The following is a 25255-nucleotide window of genomic DNA, read 5'->3' on the forward strand; positions in this document are numbered from 1 at the left end:
AACGCCGCCTTGCCCCTGTCGGTTGCCGCGTGCGGCCGATAGGGCGCATGCGCGAGCAGTGACGCCGGTCATTGCCCTGGCGGCGGGCTGGCAGTATCACTGAGGCATCGACCACCGGGAGCCACCCATGCGTGCCGTGTTCTTCGCCCCGGCCCTGCTGGCGGCGGGCATGACGGCCTGCGGCTCGGGCGCGCCGCCCGACGTTGCCAAGGCCGGCCATTCCGGACCGGACACCGCCGCCGCGCCGGCGGCCGTGGACGCAGCGGTTGCCGAGGCCGCCCCGTTGCGCGCGGCGCTGCAGGCCCGCCACTGGCAACTGCTGCAGGCCAGCGATGCGCACGGCACCGCGCTGGCCAGCCTGTTCGTGGCCGGCAGCGCGCCGCTGCAACTGGATTTCGGCGATCGACGCATCCAGGTCAGCCAGACCTGCAACGCGCTGGGCGCCCACTACAGCGTGGCAGCCGCGCAGCTGCAGATCGGCCGGGTGGTGTCCAGCAAGCGGCTGTGTGCGCAGCCGCGGAAGATGGCGCAGGAACAGGCGGCCAGCGCGTTGCTGTCCGGCCGGTTTGCCGTGGCGCTGGACACCACCCAGGCCGCCCCGCAGCTGCGCCTGACCCGCAGCGATGGCACCCGCCTGTTGTTTGCCGGCATGCCCACGGCCGACACCCGCCACGGTGGCCCCGGGCAGACGCTGTTGCTGGAAGTGGCGGCCGACACCGTGCCCTGCCCCGCCGACCCGGCACGCGCGTGCCTGCAGGTGCGCGAGCAGACCCCGCAGGGGCGGCCTGCGACCGCGCAATGGACACCGCTCGACGGCAGCATCGAAGGCTTCGAGCACGAGACCGGCATCGGTACCTTGCTGCGCGTCACCCGTTACCCTGCCACCCCGGGCTCGGAGGATGCGCCGGTGTATGTGCTGGATCAGATGATCGAGGCGAGGGGGTAGTTCGGGATTCGGGATTCGCAGGAGCAGGTCGCCGGGCGGTCCGGCGGCAAGAGGTTGTGTAGATCACTCACAGGCGCATCGGATCGGATGCGACTACGCAGCAGAACACCAGGACGCGTCCAGCGATGAGTCCGGGTCTTCGCAATCGACGATCACATAGCGAGAGCGACCGCGTAGTCGCTGCGCGGCCGCACTACCGCTCTTAGAGCGGCTAATGGTCGTCAGGTTGCGCACGGCGCGGAGGAACCGGGTGTACGTGTGGTACACCTCGCACCGAGCACCGGCTGCGCCCGCCTGGCGGCAACGCAGTCGTCTTGTCAGCTGCCTTGGCGCAGCGACGGATTCAGCGTGTAGGTGCCGTGCAACGCGGCCTCGGCCAGCACGTGGCCCTGCATCGCCGACAGCAGCTCAGCGGCGGTGAACGGGGTCGGCAGCTGCAGCTGCGCCACATCCAGCGCGAACACGCGGAAGAAATAGCGGTGCACGCGCAGGTCGTTGAACGGCGGGTACGGGCCGTCGTAGCCCAGATAGTCGCCGGCCATGTCGGGGTTGCCGGCAAACCACTGCGTGTAGGAGTTCAGGCCCTGGCGAGCGCCCGCCGGGCCAGCCGGCTGCTGCTTGCCCTTGGGCACGAAGCCGTCGCTGCAGCTGCCTGCCGCAATGGCGTGCACGTTGGCGGGGATATCGGCCATCGCCCAATGCACGAAATCGGTGCGTGGCTGTTCGACCGGAATCTGCACGTCCGCGCGACCCACCGTCTCCGGCACCGTAGGTACATCCGGGTCCAGGCACAGCAGCGCGAACGACTGCGTGCCGGCCGGGACCTCGCTCCAGGCGAGCTGCGGATTACGGTTGGGGGCGAAGCCGTCCGGGGTGCCGGCGGCAAATTCCGCCGCGATCGGCTTGCCGTTTTCGATGCTGGTGCTGGTCAAGCGCATGCTCAAGTCTCCGTGGATCGGGGTGCCTCAGCGTGCCTGGATCGACGCGGCAGCGGAAGCCGTCACCGTGGAACCGTGTGTGGCGCGGAGCTGAGCGCATGCATTGCCAGACGCGCCAGCCGGGATAGCTGGACATCCGTAGGAGCGGACCTGGCCGCGACAGGCTTCACCGGCATCGGTCATGCTGCGTCGCGGCCGGGGCCGCTCCTACGACTGCCGTGCGCATCGCAATCGCCTGTTCCTACGACTGCCGCGTCGCTTGCGGAACGGCAAGCGACAGGCCGTGCGTCAGTCCTGCGGGTAGCCGAAGCGCACCGCGATCAGGGTGAGCAGGTCGAACTGGGCACCAAGCACGCTGCGGTAATCGCGCCAGCGGCCTGCGGCCAGGCGCGCCGGGCCGCGCGGTTCCACCAGCGGGAAGCGCAGTCCGAAGGCCTGCTCCAGCGCGTCGGATATGCCCTGCGGATCGCTTTCGATACCGTCCAGCCGGATGATCCGGTGCGGGTACAGATCGCGCTCGTGCAGCACCGCCAGTTGTTCCAGTGCGGCCAGCAGCCAGTCGGCGGCCTGCTGCGGCGATTGCAGCGCCAGCGGTGCCGGGGCACCGGCCGAGAGCCAGTCCAGCAGCATGTCGCGCGGGTCGCGCAATGCGATCGCCAGGCGCCCCTCGGGCAGGTGCGGGCGCAGCGCGGCGAGCAGGCTGTTGTCCCACCACAGCAGCCAGTCGATCACATTGCCGTCGTCGATGCCGCGACGCGGCAGCTGGGCCTTCCAGCCTTCCACCAGCGCCATCGGCGCGAGCTCGCCGGAGGCCAGCTGCTCGACGGTGCGGTAGCTCTGCAGCGCGTCCGACGGCGGGGTGGTGCCGTAGCGATCGCCGCGTACCAGCGGGGTGGCGGCGTCCATCACCGCGATCAGGCGCTCGACATGCGAGCCGGGCACGCCCCAGACGAACAACGGGCGCGCGGTGACGCTCTCGGGAATGGTCCCCAGCGCCGGCCACTGCATCGGCTGCCTGGCAGCCTGCGGCGGCAACGGCAGGCGGTGCGGGGCCTGTTCGCGCTGGAACTGCATCCAGGTGGCCAGGGCCGCGTCGGGCTGGCCGGCGCGGTCCTGCACGTTGCCCAGCCAGGGCCGCAACACGGTCTGCTGCGGGGCGGGCAGGGATTCGATCAGCGATTGCACGCAGGCGATCGCCGCCGGCGGGTCGCGCTCGAGCAGGGCTTCGACGATGCGCTGCTCGCCGCTGATGCGGCCCGGCTCCACCGCCACGATCTGGCGCGCCACCATTTCTGCGTCATCGGCATGGCCCTGCATGTCGTGCACGCGCATCAGCGCTTCCAGCGCCGGCAGGTGCTCGGGCATGGCCAGCAGCCAGCGCTCGATCACCGCCTGCGCCTGCGGCCCGCCGACCGGCTCCACCGCCAGGCGGGCCAGCCACAGGTCGTGCGCATTGGCCGAGGTGGCCAGCGCCGCGTCCAGGGTATCGCGCGCATCGTCCACCGCGCCCAGCCGCTCCCAGGCGGTGAGCAGCGCATGCAGGGTGCGGCGGTCGGTCGGCCAGTGCGCCAGCGCCAGGCGCAGATGCGCCACGGCCTGGTCCGGGCGACCGGCCTGCAATTCCATCTCGCCGGCGAGCCGGCGCATGGCCGGGATGTCGCCGCCGGGCTGGGCCAGCACGCCCTGCATCGCGGTCAGTGCATCGTCCAGGCGCCCCTGGCGCTGGGCCAGCTGGGCGATGAAGGCGCGCAACGCGGTGCCGGGCGGATTGAGCTCCACCACGCGCTCGAACGCGCGCTCGGCAAAGGCGAAATGCTCTTTCTGCAGGTAGGCAAAGCCCAGCGCGAACATCACCCGTGCATCGTCGGGCAACTGCTCGGCGGCGCGGGTGAGCAGCGCCAGCGCGCGGTCGGCCTGGCCGCGACGCATGTCCACCACGCCATCGACCGCCAGCAACTGCGGGTGCTCCGGCGCCAGCCGCGCAGCGGTGCGGCTCAGCCGCTCGGCTTCGTCCAGGTCGCCGCGCGCCACCGCCAGGTGCGCCTGCATCACGTAGGCGTTGAACTGGTTGGGGTCCAGCGCGGTGCTGCGCGACAGCGCGGCATCGGCGGCGGCCAGATCGCGTGCGGCCAGCAGCAGGCCGGCGCGCAGCAGGTGCAGATCGGCGTCTTCCGGGGTCAGCGTCAGCGCGGTGTCGATGCTGTCCAGCGCCAGCGCCGGCTGACCTTGCTGCTGCAGGGCCAGCCCGAGCCAGCGGTGCGGCTGCGCATCGTCCGGCGCACTGGTGGCCCATTCGCGGGCCAGCGCCACCGCATCGTCGGCCGCGTTGCGGCGCAGGGCTTGAAGAATGGCGTCTTGCATGGCGGCGGTGTGTCCCGGACAAACCGCTATTGTAACGATGCGCGCCGCAGCGCCGACCTACCGGGTGGCGGTCAGCCGCTCGGCCACCCAGCGCTCGGCAAAGCCGTCGCCACGGGCGTTTTCCAGGAAGCCGCAATGGCCGCCCCAGCGCGCGATCTCCAGCTGCGCGTGCGCCGGCAGGCGCCAGGCGGCGAAGTCTTCGAACGGGATCACCGGGTCGTCTTCGGCCATCAGGATGTCCGAGGGCACCTGCAGCCCCGCCAGGCGCTCGCCGGCGATCGAGTAACTGTCGAAATAGGCCTCCAGCGAGCCATGCCCGGTGTGCTGCACCGCCAGCCAGGCCATCAGCTCGCGCATGTCCAGCGCCAGGGTGGCGTCGTCGTAGCCGTGCTGGTCCGGGAACAGGGCGCGCTTGCGCAACAGCGATTCGCGCCATTTGCGGCGGAAATACCAGTCGTAGAACTGCGGGCCCTTTTCCAGCCGGGTCATCGTCGCCGCCGGATCCAGCAACGGACATACCGCCGCCACCCGTGCCAGCGGCAGGCCGGCGGCCGGCGCACGCAAGGCCAGCCGCAGCGCGAAATTGCCGCCCAGCGAATACCCGGCCGCCAGCAGTTGCGCCGACGGAAAGCGCTGCCACAGATCGCCCGCGGCGTTGACCACCTCGTCGATGCGGTCGGAGTGGAACAGGTCCACGTTGAGGTGATGGGTGCCGCCGTGGTCGCGGAAATTCAGCCGGAACACCTGGTAGCCCAGGCCGAGCAGGCGCGCGGCGGTCAGCCGCATGTAGTTGGAGTCGGCGCTGCCTTCCCAGCCGTGCAGCAGCAACACGGTGCCGCGCACCGGCGCATCGCCGGGCGGCACGCTCATCCAGCCCTGCAGGCGCACCCCGTCGCCGCCGTCGAGAATATGTTCGCTGGTGACCGCGCCACTGGCGGCCAGCAGCTGCCGGCTGCGCAGCCGGCGCAAGGCACTGCTGCCCAGCACCGATTGCACGTGCGGGTTACGCAGCCAGCGCGGCGGCTGGTAGTCGGAGGCGTTCATGCGCGCGCCGGGCCGGACAGTGGCGTGGTGACCATCGGGGCGATGCGCGCATGCATTGCCGGCTCAGGACTCCATCGCGGCGATGATGCGCTGCCGCGAGGTCTCGGCCAGACGGCGGCGGCCTTCGATATCGAACGCGCCGATCGGCTCCAGGAAGTGCACCTCCGCCAGCCGCGACGGCTCGCCCAGCAGGCGCACGATATTGGCGAAGAAGCTCTCGCGTTCGCCGAAGGCCACCACCGCCTGCGCATCGCCGCGCACGCCATAGCGCAGCGCCACCGGCTGCACCGGCACGCCGGCTTCCACCGCGGCCTGGAAGATGCGCGCATGGAACGGGCCCACTTCGGTGCCGCCGCGGGTGCGCCCTTCCGGAAACACGCCGACCGGCTTGCCGCTGCGCAGGCGCTGCAGCATTTCCTGCAGCACGCCGCCCAGCGATTCGGTGCTGCCGCGCTGGTGGAAGATGGTCTGGCCCTTGGTCGCCAGCCAGCCCACCAGCGGCCAGCCGGCAATCTCGCGTTTGGCCACGAAGCCCATCACGCGCTGGCTGTGCAGCATGGAGATATCCACCCAGCTGACGTGATTGGCCACGAACAGCGTCGCGCCCGACAGCGGCGTGCCGAAGCGGCGCAGGCGGAAGCCGAAGATGCGCATCAGGTTGCCCTGCCACCAGCGGATCATCACCTCGTCCAGGCTGTCATCGCGCCCGGTGCGGATGCGCGCCAGCGGCGGCGCCACCACGCACAGCATGGTGACCGGCAGGCAGAGGCACAGATGCAGCAACAGCAACGGCACCCGATACAGGTACCGGAACCAACGCAACGCGCCGCGAGCGTCGCGCGTGGCGTCCAGGGATGACTCGCTCATTCGACCAACGGGACCGGTAACAGGGGAAGAAGGCACAGCTATTGTGACAGCAGCTTGGCGGCGGCGCAGTGCCGGCGACGGGTGGCGCTGTTCCACCCATGCCGTTGCCGGGCCTGCTCAGCCATGGGTGCGTGCCACCACCGCCAGGGTCAGCCGCGACACGCAGACCCGCTTGCCGGCCGGAGTTTCGATGACGATATCCCAGACCTGGGTGCTGCGCCCCACGTGCACCGCGCGCGCGGTGCCGATGACCAGGCCATCGGTGGCGGCGCGCAGATGATTGGCATTGATCTCCAGCCCCACGCACATCTGGCTGGTCATATCCACGCACAGATTGCCGGCGCTGCTGCCCAGGGTTTCGGCCAGCACCACCGAAGCGCCGCCATGCAGCAGGCCGTACGGCTGTTTGGTGCGCGTATCCACCGGCATGGTGGCGCGCAGCCAATCGTCGCCGGCCTCGGTGAACACGATGCCAAGATGCTCGATCAGGGTATTGCGGCTGGAGGCGTTGAGGGTGGCAAGATCGACGGGTTCGCGAAAGGTCATGGGCTGGGAATCGGGAATCGGGAATCGGGAATCGGGAATCGGGAATCGGGAATCGCAACAGCATCTGCGGCGTCGGGGCCTGATGCAACGACAGCGACGGGTTGGCTCACGCGGTGACGGTAACAGGCCAGGAAGGTGGTTGCTTGTCGGACGCTGGCGGAATCGGCCCCACGCACGGTGGCCTCGAGTCCAGCGCCCGGCACTGGTGCTGCAAGCGGCGCCGGCATCGCGTTGCGGTACCGTGCCGCCCAGGCTCAGAGAATCGGCACCAGGCCGGCACCGAACGCGGTGAGCATGCGCACCAGCAGCCACTTCGGTCCCACGTTGACCTCGGGGAAATCGCCGACCGCCACGTAGCACTGGCGAAACTGCGGGTCCTGCCGCTTGAGCGGGAATGGGCAGTCCGGACCGGGCTGGAACTCGTAGTTGGTGGCATAGCGCCAGGGCCAGAAGTCCAGCACCGGCAATGCCTCGGAGACCTTGCCTACGCTGTAGTTCAAGCCGCTCAGCACCGGCGGTTTTTCGCGCGGGGCCACGGTCCAGGCGTTTTCCGGGCTGATATCGCGCTCGATGCTGGCCGCCAGGGCCTGCGCAAAGCGCGCATCGTCGATCACCACCGCCGCCTCGGTGTTGTAGTTCTCGCTGCGCGGGTCGAAGTTGTGCGTGCCGATTACGCCGATGCGGCGGTCCACCACCAGCGACTTGGCATGCAGGCCCATGCGTGCACCCACGCGCGTTACCGGCAGCGGCTTGTTGACCGCGCGCGTGCCCAGGAACGAGGGCCGGGTTTCGGTACGCAGCACGCGGCGATCGACCTCGCTGCCACCGCGCGCACGGCCGCCACCGCTGCTGCCGCGCAACGTGCTCGCCGGCGCCCGCGCTGCGTCGCCGTCGCCACCGCCACTACTGCCACGCATCGCATTGCCGGCGGCGCTGCCACCGATCAGGCGGTTGTCGCGGCTGTCTTCGTTGGTCTCCGATGCCGGGTTGAGCGGGTCCGGCACCAGGTTGGCGTAGTCCACCGGCGCATCCAGCGGAAACGGCTTGAACTCGTAGACGTTGAAGCCCAGCTCGCGCATGTTGCGGCGTTTGAACTTGTAGGACAGCGCATACACGATAGGGTTGTCGGTGGCGGCCAGGCTGTTGGTGGACACCACGATGCGCGGCGGCTGCGGGCGGGCGCGCAAGCTGCGGAAGATCGCCTGGGCTTCGTCGGACAACACCAGATAAGGTGTCTGCAGCAGCACCTCCCGCTGCGCACCGGCGATCAGGCCATCGAGCTCCGGCGCGGTGGACACCGCCTTCGAGGCGTGCTCGCGGCGATGCTTCTGCGGCAGGTCGGCCACGTACACCACACGTTGCACCGGCATGGCCGGGGTGACGAAGACATCGCGCACGAACTGCGGATCGCTCGCCTCCTGGTCCACCCGCGCCACCCGGTCCGGGCGCCGGAACTGCGCCGGCGGCATCTGCGGGGCGCCCTGTTCCAGCAGCAGGCGGCCAACATCGTTCAGGCGTTCGGCCGGCACGCTGCGCCGCGCGCGCCAGAACGCATCGAAATTGGCGGCCATGGCGCGCACCTCCGGCCCGGCCAGGATCACGTCGCGGTCGCGGAAGTTGTACTCGCTGTCCCAGTCGTAATAGTCGTCCTGGTAATTGCGCCCGCCGACCACGCCCAGCACGTCGTCCACCACCAGCAGCTTGTTGTGCATGCGCTGGTTGAAGCGCCGGAAACAGCACAGCACGCTGCCGGCGTAGTCGAAGTAATTGAGCTTGACCTTGCCGAAGGTGGGGTTGTAGATGCGCAGCTGCAGGTTTTCATGGCTGCTGGCGAGCGCACCGAGAATCTGCAGGTCGGCGATCGCCGAGAGCTGGTCGATCAGGATGCGTACCTTGACCCCGCGCCTGGCGGCGTCGGTCAAGGCATCCAGCACCATGCGGGCGCTGTCGTCCTTGTCGAAGATGTAGGTCTGCAGGTCGATGCTGCGGGTGGCACTGCGGATCAGGTTGAGCCGCGCCACCAGCGATTGTTCGCCATGGTCGACGATGGTGGCGTAATGGCGCGGCAGCGTCGGCGTGGAGGCGGTGATGGCCTGCCCGCCCAGCGCGCGCAACGGCGAGGGCTGGGCACAATGATTGGCCTGGGTGCACTCCACCACCGTGCTGCGTGCGGCGGCAGCGACACCGGCAGCGCGGTTGCGCTCGGTTTGCGACAGGCCGGCGCATCCGGTGCCGAGCAACAGCGTTGCCAGCACCAACCCCCTGAACAAAAACTTCACGGGCGCCGCGCCTCCTGCAACCGCCCACGCAGAATGAACGTCACCCTGTCGCCCAGGGCCATCTGCCACGCATTCATTCCGTAACGTCCACGCAGCACCGTACCTCGGCTGATCACGTCGCAATCATAGCCCGGTCGTGCGCATTCAGCTGGCGCCACATGCAGCGTCTCGATGTGGGTGATTCCGCGAATGGTCAGGTTGCCGGTGATGTCCCCACCGTCCTTGATCGCCTCTTCGGTGTACGGCAGCGATTCGAATTCCACCACCGGGTAGCGCGCGACATCGAAGAAATCCTCGCCGCGCATCCAGCCGGTGTAGCGGTCCTTGCCCGGGATCTCCACCTGGGTGGCATCCAGCCGGAAGCGCACCTGCTGGCGCTTGTCCGGCAGCTCCACCACTTCACCGCGAAAGCGCGGGAAAAACCCCTCGATCTTCATCCCGAAGCGGGTTCTGATCTCGAACCCGAAGCGCGATTGCGCCGGATCGATGGTATGCACCTTTTGCTGCGCCAGGCAGGGAAGCGTGACCCAGAGCGCGAGCCAGGCGAACCAGCGCAGCGACGATGACACGGATCAAGGCCACCAGAAGGCGGTCAGGCGGGCGATGCCCGGCTCGATGGTGGCCTCCAGCGGCAACGCCAGCAATGCGATCGAGGCCGTCGGCATGCCGCGGTAATCGCCGGTCTGGCCGCTGTGCATCAGCGCGGCCAGCCGCTCCAGGCCGGGGTTGTGGCCGACCAGCAACAGGCGCTCGGCCTCGCGGTGCTCGTCCACCAGGCTGGCCAGGGTGCCGGGGGTGGCCTCGTAGATGCGCTCGTCCAGGCGTTGTTCGATATAGCCGGTGAGTTCGAGTACCGCCTCCAGGGTTTCGCGCGCGCGCCGGGCCGGCGAGCACAGCACCCGGTCCGGTACCAGCCGCTGTTCGCGCAGCCAGCGCCCGGCCGCCTCGGCCTCGGCGATGCCGTGCGGCGACAGCGGGCGATCGAAATCGGCCTGACCGGTGTCGGCCGGCTCGGCGTGGGCATGTCGCAACAAGATCAATTCGCGCATGGGAACTTTCCGGTTCTAGGACTTCTTGAGCCACTTCAACAGCGGCTCCCAGTCCTGTTGATGGTCGCGCACCTGCGCCGAGCGATAGTCGAACAAGCTGCGCCCCAACCCGGCCATGACCACATAGGCCTGGGTGTCGCGCAATTGGGTCACCAGCGGATACGGCCAACTGCCGATCATGTCGGCGGCCTGTTGCGAGGTCTGGGTCCATGGGCGGGCGCGGTTGAGCACCAGGCCCACCGGCAGCTTGCGCTGGTGCACGCGCGGCACCTTGGCCAGCGTGTTGAGAAAGCCCACCACCGCTTCGATATCCAGCGCCGAGGACAGCACCGGCACCACGATGGCATCGACATGGTCCAGGAAACCGCCCAGGTCGTCTGCCATGGCACCGGCCGGCGCGTCGATGATCAACGTATCGGTGCCTTCGGGCACGGCGGCCTGCCAGTTGCGGCGTTTGGTGGCGTCGATCGGCAATACCGCGCTGTCCAGACCGGCCCGGCGCTGCGCCCAACGCGTGGACGACCCCTGTGGATCGGCATCGGCCAGCACGGTGCGCTGGCCCTGCAACGCCGCATGGGCGGCCAGATTGGTGGCGATCGTGGTCTTGCCGACGCCGCCTTTGGAGGCGGCCACCAGGACTGTCTTCATGCACGCCTCGCTTCCGGGAGCTGGTCCGCAGCGTACACCGCGCCAAGGTGAGGAAGTAGTCGAAACGCGTTAAGCGCGGCGACCGAGCGTCAGCGCACGAGGTTGCGGCAGCTGCGTCGCGCAGACGAATGCCGCCATGGCGAGCGCTGCGCGCGCATGCCTCGCGCTGGCCAAGACCGCTGCGTGGTGTGGCTGACCGAGGCCGGGCATGACCGACACGGTGCGGTCATCGCAATGCAGCATCCGAAGAGGACGCGCGACAGCGCCAGGTCCGCATGCTGGACAGGCAACCCCAGCACGGCGAACAGTCCTGGCCGTGCGCGGTGCGCCCCGCTCACGCCACCAGCCGCGCCAGCAGCCAGGACCAGGCGGGCAAGGTCAGCAGCGACAGCAGGATGCTGTAGCCGACCATCGCGGCGGCCAGGCGCGGCGCCAGCCGGTGCGAGATGGCCAGCGCGGCAGCGGTGATCATGGTGGGCATGGCCGATTCGAGCACGGTGGTCTGCAACATCAGCCCGTGCAGGCCCAGCGCCCAGGACAGCGGCAGCGCCAGCATCGGCATCACCGCCAACTTGAAGGCCAGGCCCAGCGCCAGCGGCCTGAGCTCGTCGGCGGGCAGACGCAGTTGCAGCGAAAAGCCCACCGCCAGCATCACCAGCGGCAGCATGGCATCGGCCAGGCTCTTCAGGCCCGAGCCGATCCAGGCCGGCGGCTGCGCGGGCATCAGGGTCAGCGCGAACAGCAGTGCCCACAACGGCGGGAATTTCGCTACCCGGGCCAGGATCGTCATGGCGCTAGGCGGGGCGTCGCCGCTGTACCGGGCCAGCACGTACAGGCCGAAGGTGGACAGCAGCACGAAGGTGCCGAACTGGTCGTAGACCACTGCGTAGGGCAATGCCCGATCGCCAAGCATTGCGCGCACCATCGGAAACCCGATGAAGCTGGAGTTGGTGAACACCACGCACATCAGCAAGGCGGCGTAATCGGCGCGACCGATGCGCAGCAGCCGGCTGCAGCCCCACAGCAGCGGCACGATGAGTGCGGTCAACAGCCACGGCATGGCGATCACCCCGCCCAGCGAGGCGTCCAGATGCAGCCGCGGCACATAGGTCAGCACCGAGGCCGGCAGGCAGATGTACAGGACGATGCGGTTGAGCACATCGGCGCTGTTGTCCGGCAACACCTTCAGTCGCGCGAATACCAAGCCCAGGCCCAGCATTGCCAGGATCAACGCAAATGCATCCACCGCCATGGAGTGATCGTGTCCGTTGAAAACCGGGTGCAGGATCGCATGGCACGCTCTCACCGGTGCGTGGCGGCGCCTGGACCGGTCATGCGCAACCTGCGATCCGCAGCAGGGATCGTCGAACCGAACGGACCGGTCGCTCACGCGCAGCGCGCCACAGGCTCCCGCATGCAGAAAGGACAGCGCAGCGTGAAGTTGAGCTCAGCGTTGCGAACGGCGGTACGCCGTGATGACGGCGTCCCGCAGCGGCTCGCCCAGAAGCTGCAAAGCCGACCGGGCCCGATCACCCAGCCAATGCATGCAAGGCGAGGCTTGCACATGCACATCGGTGATCTCGGCAGCGTCCTGCAGCGTTTGCCTGGCCGCTCGCCATCGACCGGGTCGTCGACCGCATGGACGCCGCCGACACGCCCACGACCGTCCTTGCGGCATGCCCCGCCACAGTGCCTGGACAACGGCCCTGCCACCGACCAGGCCAATGGCCGGCCGCTATGGCCACCGCATGCAGCGCCCGCGCTGCGGGCTATCCCCACAGCGCGGCGCCTTGCTTACGGAAACGCCGGCGGGTTGGCCTGCCAGGCGGCATGCACCTCGGCCAGGCTGGCGCGCTCTGCCTCGCGCCAGTCCGGCAGCAGGCTGGCGTAGTTGGCGGTACTGCTCCAGCGGTCCGGCCAGGTGCGCACGGCGGCGGCATACCATTCGGTCGCCTCCTGCTTGCGTCCGGCCCGCCACAGGGCCAGGGCGGCCGCGGTCGGCAGCCATTGCGGCGTGGCCGGGCGGCCGTTGGCCAGATTGGCCCATTGCTGCAGCGCCTGGTCCGGCTTGTCGGCACGCAACAGATCCCAGCCATAGTTCCAGGTGATTGCGCGGTATTGCTGGCTGCCGTTGGAGACCAGGGCCAGCGCACCCTGGTACAGCTCGTCGCCCAGCTGCGTGCGTCCGCCGGCGTAGGCCAGCGAGGCCAGCTGTGCGCGTGGCTCGGCGGCACGTGCGTCGCGTTGCACCATCGCGGCCAGGCGATCGACGACGGCATCGCCCTGGCCTTGCACGGCCACCACCGGTTTGGTCGTGGCACGGTCTTCGTCGAAATAGAACTCCTTGGGCTTGGGCAGGTGTTGCGCCTGCGCCAATGACCACACGCCTCCGAGCAGGGCCAGTGCGGCCCATGCGTATTTCCTTTTCACTGTGTTTTCCCCTGACAGCAAACGACCCTTCCCGTTCCCATCCTACCCGCAGCACGGCGGCTGCGCATCCGCATGCGAACGGGCGCGTGAAGGCTGACTGTTACACTTTGCGCCGCCGTTTTGGAATCCGACGGGCAGGTCAGATGGTTTCAGATGACACGCACCGGGTCCCAGCCACCCTTTCCGGGCACGCCATGACCAGTACTGCTGCACTTTCCTCTCCCGACTCTGCCAACACGCCGGAGCTCGGCCGGGTGGATGCGGACTACACGCTGGAGCACAAATACACGCGCGCCGATGGCCGCATCTACCTGTCGGGCGTGCAGGCGCTGGTGCGGCTGCCGCTGATGCAGCGGCTGCGCGACCAGGCCGCCGGCCTGGATACGGCCGGCTTCGTCAGCGGTTATCGCGGCAGCCCGCTGGGCGGGCTGGACTTGGAACTGTGGCGCGCGCGCAAGCATCTGGACGCGGCCCGGGTGACCTTCACCCCCGGTCTCAACGAGGATCTGGCCGCCACCATGGTCTGGGGCACCCAGCAGACCAACCTGTTCCCCGGCGCCAAGGTGCAGGGCGTGTACGGCATGTGGTACGGCAAGGGGCCGGGCGTGGACCGCAGCGGCGACGTGTTCAAGCACGGCAATGCCGCCGGCACCTCCCCCTATGGCGGCGTGCTGGCGCTGGCCGCCGACGACCACGCCTGCCGCAGTTCGACCCTGCCGCATGGCTCGGAAGACGAATTCGTCAGCGCGATGATGCCCATCCTCAACCCGGCCGGGGTGCAGGACATCCTGGACATGGGCCTGCTCGGCTGGGCGATGAGCCGCTATACCGGGCGCTGGATCGGCTTCAAGACCATCGCCGAGACGGTGGAATCGTCCGCCTCGGTCGAGGTGAACCCGTTCGCGCGCAGCATCGTGCTGCCGGAGGACTTCGCGCTGCCGCCGGGAGGCCTGAGCATCCGCTGGCCTGACCCGCCGGTGGATCAGGAAATGCGCCTGCATCGCTATGCGGTGGCCGCCGCGCAGGCGTTCGCGCGCGCCAACGGCATCGACAAGGTGGTGCTGGATTGCCCGCAAGCGCGGCTGGGCATCGTCACCACCGGCAAGAGCTACCTGGATGTGCTGCAGGCGCTGGAATATCTGGGCCTGGATGCGCGCGCCTGTGCGCAGATCGGCATCCGCGTCTACAAGGTCGGCATGACCTGGCCGCTGGAGCCGGTGGGCATCGGCGCGTTTGCGCGCGGGCTGGAAGACATCGTGGTGGTGGAGGAAAAGAAGGCCTTCATCGAGCGGCAGATGAAGGAGCTGTTCTACAACTGGCCGGCCAGCGCCGGAGCGCGGCCGAGCATCGTCGGCAAGTACGACGAGCATGGCGCGTGGATCCTGCCTTCCACCGGCGAGCTGACCCCGGCCACCATCGCCGCGGTGATCGGCAAGCGCATCCTGCGCCTGCTGCAATCGAGCACGATCAACACCGATTCGATCGAGCAGCGCCTGCGCTGGATGGATGCCAAGGAAGCGGAAATGGCGCTGCCGCGCGCACAGTTCCCGCGTGTGCCGCACTACTGCTCCGGCTGCCCGCACAACACCTCCACCGCGGTGCCGGAGGGCTCGCGTGCACTGGGCGGCATCGGCTGCCACTACATGGTGACGTGGATGAATCGCGCCACCGACACCTTCACCCACATGGGTGGCGAAGGCGTCACGTGGTCCGGGCAGGCGCCGTTCACCGACACCGCGCACGTGTTCCAGAACCTGGGCGATGGCACCTACTTCCACAGCGGCTCGCTGGCGATCCGGCAGTCGGTGGCCACCGGGGTCAATATCACCTACAAAATCCTCTACAACGATGCGGTGGCGATGACCGGCGGCCAGCCGGTGGACGGCACGCTGACCGTGCCGGACATCGCGCATCAGTTGCGTGCCGAAGGCATCCACGAGATTGCCGTGGTCAGCGACGACATCGGCAAATGGACGCGGCGGCGCGACCTGTTTCCTGCCGAGGTGGCCTTCCACGACCGCAGCGAACTGGAGGCGGTGCAGCAGCATCTGCGCACGGTCAAGGGCGTGTCGATCCTGATCTACGACCAGACCTGCGCCACCGAAAAACGCCGCCGCCGCAAGCGCGGCAAGCTGGTCGATCCGCCCAAACGCGTCATGATCAATTCGCTGGTGTGCGAAGGCTGCGGCGATTGCGGCGAGAAGAGTTTCTGCGTGTCGGTGTTGCCGAAGGAAACCGAATTCGGCCGCAAGCGCCAGATCGACCAGTCCAACTGCAACAAGGATTATTCCTGCGTCTCGGGCTTTTGCCCGAGCTTTGTCACCGTGCACGGCGGTGCGCCACGCAAGGGCAAGCGGCGCGACGCCAGCGCGCTGCTGGACAGCCTGCCCGAGCCGCCGCAGCGCACTACGCTGGAGCATCCCTGGAACATCCTGATCACCGGCGTCGGCGGCACCGGCGTGGTGACCATCGGCGCGCTGCTGGGCATGGCCGGGCATCTGGAAGACAAGGGCGCCACCGTGCTGGACCAGACCGGGCTGGCGCAGAAAGGCGGCGCGGTGACCACGCATATCCGCATCGCACGCCAGCCCGACGACATCCACGCGGTGCGCATCGCCGCCGGCGAAGCGGATCTGGTGCTGGGCTGCGACATGGTGGTGGTCAACGACTATTGGGCGCTGTCCAAGGTGCGCGAGGGCCGCACCCAGGTGGTGCTCAACACCTACGAGGCGATGCCCGGCACGTTCACCACCCAGCCGGACCTGCAGTTCCCCGCCGCGCAGATCATCGCCGGCGTGCGGACCGCACTGGGCGGGCGCGATCCCTTGCTGCTGGATGCCACGCAACTGGCCACCGCACTGCTGGGCGATGCCATCGCCAGCAATCTGTTCGTGCTGGGCTATGCCTGGCAGCATGGGCTGGTGCCGCTGTCGCATGCGGCGCTGATGCGCGCGATCGAACTCAATGGCGCGGCGGTGGCGATGAACCAGCAGGCTTTCGCGTGGGGCCGCCTGGCTGCGATCGATCTGCCTGCGGTGCAGCGCGCTGCGGGCCTGGCCGGCGCACCTGCGCCGGTGCACCTGCAGGGCGACACGCCGGCGCCACACGCGCCAGGCAGTTGGGAAGACCACGACCTCAGCGGCCAGAGTGCGCCGCGCGCGTTGGCGCAAACCGATGGCGGCACGCTGCATCGCGAAGTCGATGCACCGGCCGCGCTGCTCGACGACGAGCAGCTGGCAGCCTCGCTGGACGAAGCCATCGCGCGTCGCATCGCGTTCCTGACCGACTACCAGGATGCGGCCTACGCGCAGCGCTATCGCGCACTGGTGGACCGCGTGCGCAGCCACGAGGCACAGCGCGTGCCCGGCAGCAGCGCACTGACCGAAGCGGTCGCCCGCTACGCCTTCAAGCTGATGGCCTATAAGGACGAATACGAAGTGGCGCGGCTGTACACACGCGGCGATTTCCAGCGCCGGCTGCAGCAGCAGTTCGAGGGCGACTACACGGTGCGCTTCCATCTGGCGCCACCGTTGCTGGCAAAGAAGGACGCGCAGGGCAACCTGATCAAGCGCGAGTACGGGCCGTGGATGTTCACCGCCTTCAAGCTGCTGGCGCGGTTGAAGTTCCTGCGTGGCGGCAGGCTCGACGTGTTCGGCTACACCGCCGAGCGGCGCGGCGAACGCCAGCTGATTGCCGACTACAGTGCGACCGTGGCGCTGCTGCTGGAACGCCTGGATGCCGACAACGTGGGCCTGGCCGCACAGATCGCCAGCATTCCCGAACATATCCGCGGCTATGGCCACATCAAGCATGCGCATCTGCAGGACGCCAAGGCGCGCGAAGCGGCGCTGCTGGCGCAATGGCGCAATCCGAAGGCGCTGCATGTGGTGCAGATGGCCTGATGCGATGCTCAAGTCACAGGGGCTGCGCCAGGGCCCCTCATCCGCCCTTCGGGCACCTTCTCCAGCAGGCGGGAGAGGGAAGGGATAAAAGCAATCTATAGATTGCTTTTTGGTAATGCAACTTATAAATTGCTTTTTAGCAAGGAACGTCATACGTTGCCAATTCCTGACGCCCGTCATTCTCTATGGCTCTTTCCGCCTTCCCTATCCAGACGCCGCATCAACTGGGCCCGCTACTCAAGGCAATCCGCAAGCAACGGGGTTTGACCCAAGACCAGTTGGCAGAGCAGCTGGGCATTACACGTCAGGCGGTTGGCGCCCTGGAACGCATGCCCGAAGCGGCTACCTTCGAGCGTCTGATGCGCGTCTGGGCCATCCTCGGCGTGGAGGTGTCACTGGCCGTGCGCAACACCGATCCCCGCATGCCTCTCGAAGAAGATTGGTAAGCCATGGCCGACTTATATGTCTGGATGAACGGACAACGCGTCGCGCAGTGGCGTGAAGATCCACAGAGTGCACGACTGACCTACTTGCCAGAATGGCTGGATTCCTCCCTGGCGCGTCCCCTCTCGTTGTCGCTACCGCTGCTCCCGGAAGGCCAGTCGCATCGCGGCGATGTCGTCACGCACTATTTCGACAACCTGTTGCCTGACAGCACGAACATCCGGCGTCGCATGCGGGAACGCTTTAGGACCGACTCGGCCAGCACCTTCGACCTGCTGCGGGCGGTCGGCCGCGATTGTGTCGGTGCGATCCAGTTGCTCGCAGTCGATCAAGAGCCCGAGCATCTGCGCACCATCCAGAACAGGCCACTGACCGAGCTCGGCGTCGCCGATATGCTGCGCGGGGTCACCGCGCCCACGTTGCCCGGGCACCATGGTGATGGCGACGAATTTCGGCTGTCATTGGCTGGCGCCCAGGAGAAGACCGCTCTGCTATTGCACCAGCGGCAATGGTGCGTGCCGTTGGGCAGCACGCCGAGTACGCACATCTTCAAATTGCCGCTGGGTCTGGTCGGCAATATGCGTGCCGACATGCAGGAATCGGTGGAGAACGAATGGCTGTGCGCGCAATTACTGGCTGCCTTCGGTATTCCCGTTGCAGCAACCACGATGGGGCGGTTCGAAGATCAGCGCGCTCTCATCGTCGAACGGTTCGACCGACGCCTTTCGTCGGATGGACAGTGGTGGATGCGACTTCCGCAGGAAGACCTGTGCCAGGCATTTGGCGTGTCTTCGTCCAAAAAATACGAGAGCGACGGCGGCCCTGGCATTGTGGAAATCATGGAGTTACTGCGCCAATCGAGTGAGCCCTCCGACCGCGCGACCTTTTTCAAGTCGCAAATCCTGTTTTGGCTACTCGCAGCCACCGACGGGCACGCAAAGAATTTCAGCCTGATGATCGAGCCTGGTGGCCGGTTCCGCATGACACCGCTTTACGATGTTCTATCGGTTTATCCCATCCTTGGCCGCCGCCCCCAGCAATTGGATCCACATCGCGCGTCGCTGGCGATGGCCGTCGTTGGTAAGAACCGGCATCGCCGCCTGAAAGATATCCGGCGTCGCCACTGGAACGACACTGCACGGGCCTGCGGAGTGCGTGGCGGTGCAGAGTCCTGGATCGAAGAACTGTTGGGGCAGGTGGAAGGCGCATTGGATCGTGTCGCCAATACGCTTCCACTGGAATTTCCGAGTCTCCTCGCAGAAACCGTCTTCGGCGGCATCAGACAAGCGGCCAAACATCTGCGTGAGATGCCGCCAGACCGCTGATAGCAGCCAAATACATCCTCGACCAATCGTAGGCTTGCCTGGCAACCCTACGCAGGACGCAGCAAGCGCAGACCGAACCAGTCCTTGGCATCGTTCCAGCCGTGGGTGACCTTGAGCCCGGCCGCGGCGGCCAGTTCGGCGAAGCGCGCATCGGTGTACTTGTAGCTGTATTCGACCTGCATCGCCTCGCCCTCGGCGAAGGCAATGTCCTGGCCACCCACCTGGACGCGCTGGTCGCGCTGGCTGACCAGGAAGGTCTCGATGCGGCCGCGTTCGCGCGCATAGACCGCCTTGTGACGGAAGCCATCGAGATCGAAATCGCTGCCGATCTCGCGGTTGAGCCGCGCCAGCAGGTTCAAGGTGAACTCGGCGGTGACGCCGGCGGCATCGTTGTAGGCCGCCTCGATCAGGCCGGCGTCCTTGTCCAGATCGATGCCGATCAACGCGCAGCCGTCGCTGCCCATGGTCTGGCGCATCGCATCCATCAGCGCGATGGCGGCGGTGTCGGTGAAATTGCCCAGCGTCGAGCCGGGGAAGAACACCAGATGCCGGCGCGCCGGGCGCTGCGCATCGGGCAGGCGCAGCGGCTTGGTGAAGTCGGTGCAGACCGGCAGCATCTGGATCTGCGGAAACTGCTGGGCCAGCCGTGCGGTGCTTTCCAGCAACGCGGTGCGCGAGATTTCCAGCGGCGTATAGGCCACCACATCGCGCAGGCCCTGCAGCAGCAGCTCGGTCTTGCGGCCACTGCCGCTGCCGTATTCCACCACGTGCACACCGGCACCGATGGCCTGGGCGATCGAACCCATGCTGGCTTCCAGCAAGCCCAGTTCGGTGGCGGTGAGGTAATACTCCGGCTGCCGGGTGATGGCCTCGAACAACTGCGAGCCGCGCGCGTCGTAGAAATACTTGGACGGCAGCGTCTTGGGCGTCTGCGCCAGCCCGGCCAGCGCGTCGGCGGTGATGTCGTCCGGCTGCGGACGCAGGTCGGTCAGCGCGGCATGGGCGCGTTGCATGGCATGGGCGGCAGCGTTCACGGCAGATCCTTGGCAAGGCGCACACCGGCAAACTGCCAGCGCGCGTCGGAGGGGAAAAAGTTGCGGTAACTGGCGCGCATGTGGCTGGCCGGCGTGGCACAACTGCCGCCGCGGAGCACCCATTGCGCGTTCATGAATTTGCCGTTGTATTCGCCCAGCGACCCCGGCCACGGCGCAAAGCCCGGATACGGCAGATACGCGCTGCCGGTCCACTCCCAGACATCGCCAAACAACTGCTGCAGGCCGGTATCCACGGCCTGCGCGCCGCGCGGATGCAAGGCATCGCTGTCGACAAAGTTGCCCTGCACCGGCACGCCGGTGGCAGCCAGTTCCCATTCGGCTTCGGTCGGCAGGCGTGCGCCGGCCCAGCGCGCGAAGGCGTCGGCCTCGAACAGGCTCAGATGGCAGGCCGGCGCGTGCGGATCGCGCACGCGCCAGCCATCGAGCGTGAACTCGCGCCCCTGCGCGTCCCAGTACAGCGGGTGCTCCCAGCCCTGCGCCTGCACCATCGCCCAGCCGTCGCTGAGCCAGGCGCCGGCGTTGCGGTAGCCGCCGTCGTCGATGAACTGCTGGAATTCGGCATTGCTGACCACGCGGCTGGCCAGCGCATGCGCACCCACCAGTACGCGGTGACGCGGCGACTCGTTGTCGTAGGCGAAGCGCTCGCTGTGCGGCCAGGCAGGCGCACCGATCTGTGCAATCTGCTCCTCGCGCGCATGCCAGCGCACCGCACTGCCAACGGCCGGCGGCGCTGCAGGCGTCTGGCGGTAGGCAGGCTGCAACGGGTTGCTCCATAGCGCGTGCTTGATGTCGGTCAGCAGCAGCTCCTGGTGTTGTTGCTCGTGCTGGATGCCCAGCTGCACGATGGTGCAGGCCTGCGCATCCAGCAGGCCGTCGCGCAGGCGTTGCTGCATGTGCGTATCCACCGCCGCGCGGTAGTCGCGCACCTGCTGCAACGACGGTCGCGACAACACGCCGCGGCGCGCGCGGGCATGCATCGGGCCAACGCTCTGGTAGTAGCTGTTGAACAGGAAGTCCCAGGCCGGATCGAACACGCGGTAGCCCGGATCGGTCTGCAGCACGAACCGTTCGAAGAACCACGTGGTATGCGCCAGATGCCATTTGCTGGGGCTGGCATCGGGCATGCTCTGCACCATGGCGTCTTCGGCGCTCAGGGGTGCGGCGAGGCGATCGCTGAGCGCGCGGGTCTGCGCATAGCGGTCCAACACGCTGAGCTGCTGGTGCTGGTGCTCGACCAGCAAGGGTGAGAGTGCAGACATCGCCGTATGCTTGGGGAGCGCCCGTGAACGCTCCGTGTCGGCGCGATGGCAGCCGGCGGTAAGCTGTACGCATGTCATCGTCCCTGTTGTCCAGCCCGCTCCCCGCTCCTCTGGATTGGGCACACCGCCAGCAGGCGTTCGTGCTGCCCGGCGAGGTCGTTTATCTGGATGCCGCTTCGCGCGGACCGTTGCTGCATGCGGTGCAGCAGGTGGCACACCAGGCCGTGGATGCGCTGGCCGCGCCCTGGCGCTTGCCTTTCGATGCGTGGCTGCAGCAGATCGAACATCTGCGCGCACTTGCGGCCGGCCTGTTCGACCATGATGTCGATGCGGTGGCACTGCTGCCATCGGCCGCGCATGGCCTGGCCACCGCCGCGCGCAACCTGCCCTTGCAGCGCGGCGATGCGGTGCTGGTGCTGGAGGGGCAGTTCCCGTCCAACCTGCTGATCTGGCAACGCCGCTGTGCGGAGGTGGGTGCGCAGGTCGTGGCAGTACCGACGAGCACCGGCAGCGTGTTGACCGATGCCGTGTTGCAGGCCATTGCCGACACTCCGGCGCTACGTATCGCCAGCCTGCCGCAGGCGTACTGGCTGGATGGGCGGCAGCTGGATCTGGACCGCATCAGCGCCGCGCTGCAGGCACGCGGTGCAGCGCTGGTGCTGGACCTGAGCCAGAGCCTGGGCGTGCTCCCTACCGACCTGCCGCGCTGGAAGCCGGAGTTTGTGGTCAGTGTCGGCCACAAATGGCTGCTGGGGCCGATGGGCCTGGCCTGGCTATGGGTAGCGCCGCGGTGGCGTACACAGGGCGTGCCGATTGAAGAACACTGGATCGGCCGCGATGCCGGTAGCAGCTGGGAGTTTCCGGTTGCACAGTCTCCGCAGTATCGCGACGGAGCACGCCGCTTCGATGCCGGCGGGGTGGCCGATCCGCTGCGCATTGCGATGGCGACGGCCGCGCTGCAGCAGGTCAGCGCCTGGCAGCCGGTGCGCATCGCACAGGCGCTGGGCAGCCTGACCACGCGGTGGGACGCCGCCTTGCATACACGTGGCCTGGGCCACTGGTGCACGCCTGGACATGCACCGCATCTCACCGCCCTGCAGCCGCCCGCCGCTGCGCTGGATGCGGTAGCAACGACGCTCGGCGCGCTCGGAGCGATCTGCACGCGCCGGCACGGGCGCTTGAGGATTGCGCCGCATTTGAATGTCACCGATCACGCGCTGGACCGCGTGATCGCAGCGCTTGCGGGTGAACGCTGAGGTATGGGCAGCGTTCCCGGTCACCTGCGCCCCGACGCGTAGGAGCGGACCTGGCCGCGACCGGGCTGGCCCGAAGGCTTCGCGCTGAGCGAGGCGGACAGGGGCTGTGCCAGGGCCCCTCATCCGCCCTTCGGGCACCTTCTCCCGCACGCGGGAGAAGGAGGTGACTGACGCTGGTGGGAGAAGTGAGGTGACTGACGCTGGTGGGAGAAGGACGTGTTCGGTGCTGGCGATGGCGGGCGGATGCAGCTGGGACAACGCTCGATGACGGCAAGCCCAGACCCGCAGGCTGCGTCTTAGCGCTGCTGGCCGATTCGCACACCGCGCGGCGTCGCCCAGCGCTCGAGCCCCTCGAATACCGCCTGCACCAGCAACGCCAGCAGCGCGGCCGGGATCGCGCCTTCCAGGATCAAACCGATATCGTCCAGGCGGATACCGGTGAGGATGGGCTGGCCATAACCGCCCGCGCCGATCAGTGCGCCCAGGGTCGCGGTGCCTACGTTGATTACTGCGGCGGTCTGGATGCCGGCGACGATCGTGCGGCGTGCCAGCGGCAGTTCGATGCGCCACAACCGCGTCCATGCCGGCAGGCCGATCGCTTCGGCGGTCTGGCGCAGCTCGCGTGGGATCGAGGTCAGCCCGGCGTGCGTGTTGCGCACGATCGGCAGCAGGCTATACAGGAACAGTGCCGCAATCGCCGGCCTGGCGCCGATGCCGAACAGCGGGATCATGAAGACGAACACCGCCAGTGAGGGCAAGGTCTGCAGCACGCCGGTCAGCGACAGCACCAGCTGGCCCAGCCGTGGCCGTCGTGCCGCCAGCACGCCCAATGGCAGGGCGATCAGCAATGCCAATCCCAACGAGCTGCCAACCAGTGCCAGATGCTCGCCGGTGTAACGCCATAACCGGCTGATGCGCGAGGCGGTGTCCGAGACGGGCTTCACGCCCAGCCATTGTGCGGCCACTGCAGATTCGCTCTTGCGCTCCAGCTTCACCTGCGCATTGAGTTGCTGCATGGCCGCTTCGTCGATGCGTCCCTGCAGGCCGTGCAAGGTCTGCAGCATCTTCGGCGCACGCTGTGCCAGATCCTTGCGGTACAGGAACACGGCCTGGTACTCGGGAAAATAATGAAGGTCGTCGCGCAGCACTTGCAGCTTGTAATACGGAATTTCCGCATCCGTGCTGTACAGATCGGTGACCTCGATGGCGCCGCTCTCCAGCGCGCGATAGGCCAGATCGTGATCCAGGCCGGTGGCGGCCTGCGGCAGGGCATAGGCGGCGCGCACGCCCGGCCAGCCGTCGGCGCGCTGCATGAATTCGTTGCTCAGCCCGATCTTCAAATCCGGGTGGCGCGCCAGTTGCGACAACGTGGTGATGCCCAGCGCCTGCGCGCGCGCGCGCCGCATGCCGAACGCATAGGTGTTCTGAAAGCCGAGCGACTGCGTCATCGCCAGTCCGCGCGCGTCCAGTGCAGCGCGCAGCTCGGCCTGGCTGGCCTTGGGCAGTTGCAGCAGTTCCTGCGCCAGGGTGCCGGTATATTCGGCATAGGCATCGATCTGCCCGGTTTCCAGCGCACGCCACAGGATGCGTGTGCCGCCGAGCTGGGCGCGATGCTGCACATCCACCCCGTCGCGCTTGCCGGCAGCGGTGGCGATTTCGCCCAGGATCACCGCTTCGGTGAAGTTCTTCGAGCCCACGGTGACCTGCGCCGCGTGTACGCCCAGGCTGCACAGCAACAGCAGCACTGCCACCACCGCACGCGCGCTCATGCGAACTCGCCGATGCTGCGCTGGGCAGTGAGAAACCGCTGCACGAACGGGTCGGCCGGGTGCTCGAGCAGCGCGCGCGCACTGCCCTGCTGCAGCACGCGACCGGCGCGCATCAGCACCAGGGTGTCGGCCAGATACGCCGCCTCGGCGACATCGTGGGTGACCAGCACCACGGTCTTGCCGAGCCGAGCGAACAGCGCGCGCATCTGTTCCTGCAGGTCGTAGCGCACGATGGGATCGAGCGCGCCCAGCGGTTCGTCCAGCAACAGCGCCGGTGGGTCGAGCATCAGCGCGCGGATCAGGCCCACGCGCTGGCGCTGACCGCCCGACAGCTCGGCCGGGTAGCGCGCCAGCAACTCCGGCGGCAGCTGGCACAGCGCGCACAGCGTCTGCAGGCGCGCATCGATGCGTTCGCGCGTCCAGCCCAGCGTCTGCGCCAGCAACACCACATTGCTGTGCGCATCCAGATGCGGAAACAGACCGCCCTCCTGGATCACATAGCCGATGCGCTGACGCTGCGCCTGCAGCCGCTCGCGTTGCAGTGGCGTGCCATCGAAGCCGACCGTGCCACTGTCGGGCCATTCCAGCCCGACCAGCAGGCGCAGCACGGTGGACTTGCCAGCGCCGCTGGGCCCGATCACCGCGGTGGTGACGCCGCTGGCGAACGCCAGGCTGACATTGTCGAGCGCGAGGGACTGGCCGTAGCGCCGGCTGACCTGATCGAGTGTGAACATGCGCTCGAGCTTGCCGAAGGCGACGTCAGTCGAGCGCGAAGGCGTGCATCAGCGCGGCGGCGCCAGCAGCTCGCGTGCGCTCAGGTAGCCGTCGCCGTTGGCATCCTGGCGCGCGAAGCGCTCGATCAAGGTGGCGCGATGCGCGGCACGGGTGATCGGCTTGCCGCGCCGACCAGGCAACTCCTCGCCCTGCAGCACGCCGTCGCGATCGGTATCGCGCTGATCGAAGGCGTAGCTCATCCAGGCCAGATATTCGTCGCGACTGACCCGGCCGTCGCCATCGCCGTCCATGCGCTTGAGATACTCCTGGCTGTCCTGCACCTGGGCGTGCACGCTGCCTGTGGCGGCGCACGCCAGGCAGAACGCCAGCAGCAGGCGCGCGCCCGATCCGCTCGGCGCACTG

At 67.9% G+C, this 25255-nt stretch carries 21 protein-coding genes; 5 read left to right on the forward strand and 16 right to left on the reverse strand.

Features of this window, described 5'->3' with window-relative positions:
- Positions 1-127: 127 nt before the first annotated feature.
- Positions 128-946: an META domain-containing protein gene (locus tag ACCQ05_RS20705; protein ID WP_372392329.1), complete on the forward strand. Its 819-nt coding sequence runs from the start codon at positions 128-130 to the stop codon at positions 944-946.
- Between the two features lie 317 nt (positions 947-1263).
- On the opposite strand, the gene ACCQ05_RS20710 is transcribed toward ACCQ05_RS20705, so the two are convergent.
- The 11 genes from ACCQ05_RS20710 to ACCQ05_RS20760 all read right to left on the reverse strand — a co-directional run bounded on the left by ACCQ05_RS20710 (position 1264) and on the right by ACCQ05_RS20760 (position 13108).
- The gene (locus ACCQ05_RS20710; protein ID WP_372392330.1) at positions 1264-1884 is read right to left on the reverse strand and encodes a YbhB/YbcL family Raf kinase inhibitor-like protein; all 621 of its coding nucleotides are present in this window, start codon (positions 1882-1884) and stop codon (positions 1264-1266) included.
- Between the two features lie 288 nt (positions 1885-2172).
- The gene (locus tag ACCQ05_RS20715) at positions 2173-4245 is read right to left on the reverse strand and encodes a tetratricopeptide repeat protein (RefSeq protein WP_372392331.1); all 2073 of its coding nucleotides are present in this window, start codon (positions 4243-4245) and stop codon (positions 2173-2175) included.
- Between the two features lie 57 nt (positions 4246-4302).
- Complete coding sequence (locus ACCQ05_RS20720) at positions 4303-5289, reverse strand: YheT family hydrolase (RefSeq protein WP_228961997.1); 987 nt, start codon at positions 5287-5289, stop codon at positions 4303-4305.
- 63 nt (positions 5290-5352) lie between these two features.
- Positions 5353-6252, reverse strand: a complete 900-nt coding sequence (locus tag ACCQ05_RS20725; RefSeq protein ID WP_372392332.1) for a lysophospholipid acyltransferase family protein — start codon at positions 6250-6252, stop codon at positions 5353-5355.
- Positions 6253-6273: 21 nt separating this feature from the next.
- Positions 6274-6702, reverse strand: coding sequence for a hotdog fold thioesterase (locus ACCQ05_RS20730; RefSeq protein ID WP_372392333.1), 429 nt, complete (start codon positions 6700-6702; stop codon positions 6274-6276).
- A gap of 254 nt (positions 6703-6956) precedes the next feature.
- On the reverse strand, positions 6957-8981 hold the full coding sequence (locus ACCQ05_RS20735) for a phospholipase D family protein (protein ID WP_372392334.1): 2025 nt from the start codon (positions 8979-8981) through the stop codon (positions 6957-6959).
- Positions 8978-9550 carry a YceI family protein gene (locus ACCQ05_RS20740; protein ID WP_104541197.1) on the reverse strand — a complete coding sequence of 191 codons (573 nt, stop codon included), beginning with the start codon at positions 9548-9550 and terminating at the stop codon, positions 8978-8980. Before ACCQ05_RS20740 ends, ACCQ05_RS20735 begins: the two co-directional genes overlap by 4 nt.
- A 3-nt stretch (positions 9551-9553) precedes the next feature.
- On the reverse strand, positions 9554-10030 hold the full coding sequence (locus ACCQ05_RS20745) for a SixA phosphatase family protein (RefSeq protein ID WP_042820960.1): 477 nt from the start codon (positions 10028-10030) through the stop codon (positions 9554-9556).
- A 15-nt stretch (positions 10031-10045) separates the two neighbouring features.
- On the reverse strand, positions 10046-10678 hold the full coding sequence (locus ACCQ05_RS20750; RefSeq protein ID WP_104541198.1) for a nucleotide-binding protein: 633 nt from the start codon (positions 10676-10678) through the stop codon (positions 10046-10048).
- A 334-nt stretch (positions 10679-11012) separates the two neighbouring features.
- Positions 11013-11930, reverse strand: a complete 918-nt coding sequence (locus tag ACCQ05_RS20755) for an AEC family transporter (RefSeq protein WP_372392335.1) — start codon at positions 11928-11930, stop codon at positions 11013-11015.
- A 542-nt stretch (positions 11931-12472) separates the two neighbouring features.
- Positions 12473-13108 (reverse strand): tetratricopeptide repeat protein, encoded by a 636-nt coding sequence (locus tag ACCQ05_RS20760; RefSeq protein ID WP_372360265.1) that lies wholly within the window; start codon positions 13106-13108, stop codon positions 12473-12475.
- Positions 13109-13302: 194 nt separating this feature from the next.
- Here ACCQ05_RS20760 and ACCQ05_RS20765 point away from each other — a divergent pair, with 194 nt between their 5' ends.
- The 3 genes from ACCQ05_RS20765 (at position 13303) to ACCQ05_RS20775 (ending at position 18779) form a co-directional block, all read left to right on the forward strand.
- Positions 13303-17010, forward strand: a complete 3708-nt coding sequence (locus tag ACCQ05_RS20765) for an indolepyruvate ferredoxin oxidoreductase family protein (protein WP_372392336.1) — start codon at positions 13303-13305, stop codon at positions 17008-17010.
- 185 nt (positions 17011-17195) lie between these two features.
- Positions 17196-17456, forward strand: coding sequence for a helix-turn-helix domain-containing protein (locus ACCQ05_RS20770; protein ID WP_372392337.1), 261 nt, complete (start codon positions 17196-17198; stop codon positions 17454-17456).
- 3 nt (positions 17457-17459) lie between these two features.
- Positions 17460-18779, forward strand: coding sequence for a type II toxin-antitoxin system HipA family toxin (locus ACCQ05_RS20775; RefSeq protein WP_372392339.1), 1320 nt, complete (start codon positions 17460-17462; stop codon positions 18777-18779).
- A 47-nt stretch (positions 18780-18826) separates the two neighbouring features.
- On the opposite strand, the gene egtD is transcribed toward ACCQ05_RS20775, so the two are convergent.
- Both egtD and egtB read right to left on the reverse strand, forming a co-directional pair.
- Positions 18827-19813, reverse strand: a complete 987-nt coding sequence (gene egtD, locus ACCQ05_RS20780; RefSeq protein WP_228962002.1) for an L-histidine N(alpha)-methyltransferase — start codon at positions 19811-19813, stop codon at positions 18827-18829.
- Positions 19810-21093: an ergothioneine biosynthesis protein EgtB gene (gene egtB, locus ACCQ05_RS20785; protein ID WP_372392340.1), complete on the reverse strand. Its 1284-nt coding sequence runs from the start codon at positions 21091-21093 to the stop codon at positions 19810-19812. Before egtB ends, egtD begins: the two co-directional genes overlap by 4 nt.
- Positions 21094-21164: 71 nt before the next feature.
- On the opposite strand from egtB, the gene ACCQ05_RS20790 reads away from it, so the two are divergent.
- On the forward strand, positions 21165-22349 hold the full coding sequence (locus tag ACCQ05_RS20790; RefSeq protein WP_372392342.1) for an aminotransferase class V-fold PLP-dependent enzyme: 1185 nt from the start codon (positions 21165-21167) through the stop codon (positions 22347-22349).
- A gap of 296 nt (positions 22350-22645) precedes the next feature.
- Here the strand turns inward: ACCQ05_RS20790 and ACCQ05_RS20795 are convergent, their stop codons facing one another.
- The 3 genes from ACCQ05_RS20795 to ACCQ05_RS20805 are packed head-to-tail and all read right to left on the reverse strand — an operon-like array spanning position 22646 to position 25227.
- Entirely contained in the window at positions 22646-24118 is a 1473-nt protein-coding gene (locus ACCQ05_RS20795; RefSeq protein ID WP_372392343.1) for an ABC transporter permease/substrate-binding protein, read from the reverse strand.
- The gene (locus tag ACCQ05_RS20800; RefSeq protein ID WP_228962006.1) at positions 24115-24852 is read right to left on the reverse strand and encodes an ATP-binding cassette domain-containing protein; all 738 of its coding nucleotides are present in this window, start codon (positions 24850-24852) and stop codon (positions 24115-24117) included. The genes ACCQ05_RS20795 and ACCQ05_RS20800 overlap by 4 nt, the downstream gene beginning before the upstream one ends.
- Positions 24853-24900: 48 nt before the next feature.
- Positions 24901-25227, reverse strand: a complete 327-nt coding sequence (locus tag ACCQ05_RS20805) for an EF-hand domain-containing protein (protein WP_228962010.1) — start codon at positions 25225-25227, stop codon at positions 24901-24903.
- Positions 25228-25255 lie beyond the last annotated feature (28 nt).

It is taken from the genome of Xanthomonas sp. NCPPB 3582, assembly GCF_041475735.2.
In the GTDB taxonomy this organism is placed as follows: domain Bacteria; phylum Pseudomonadota; class Gammaproteobacteria; order Xanthomonadales; family Xanthomonadaceae; genus Xanthomonas; species Xanthomonas codiaei.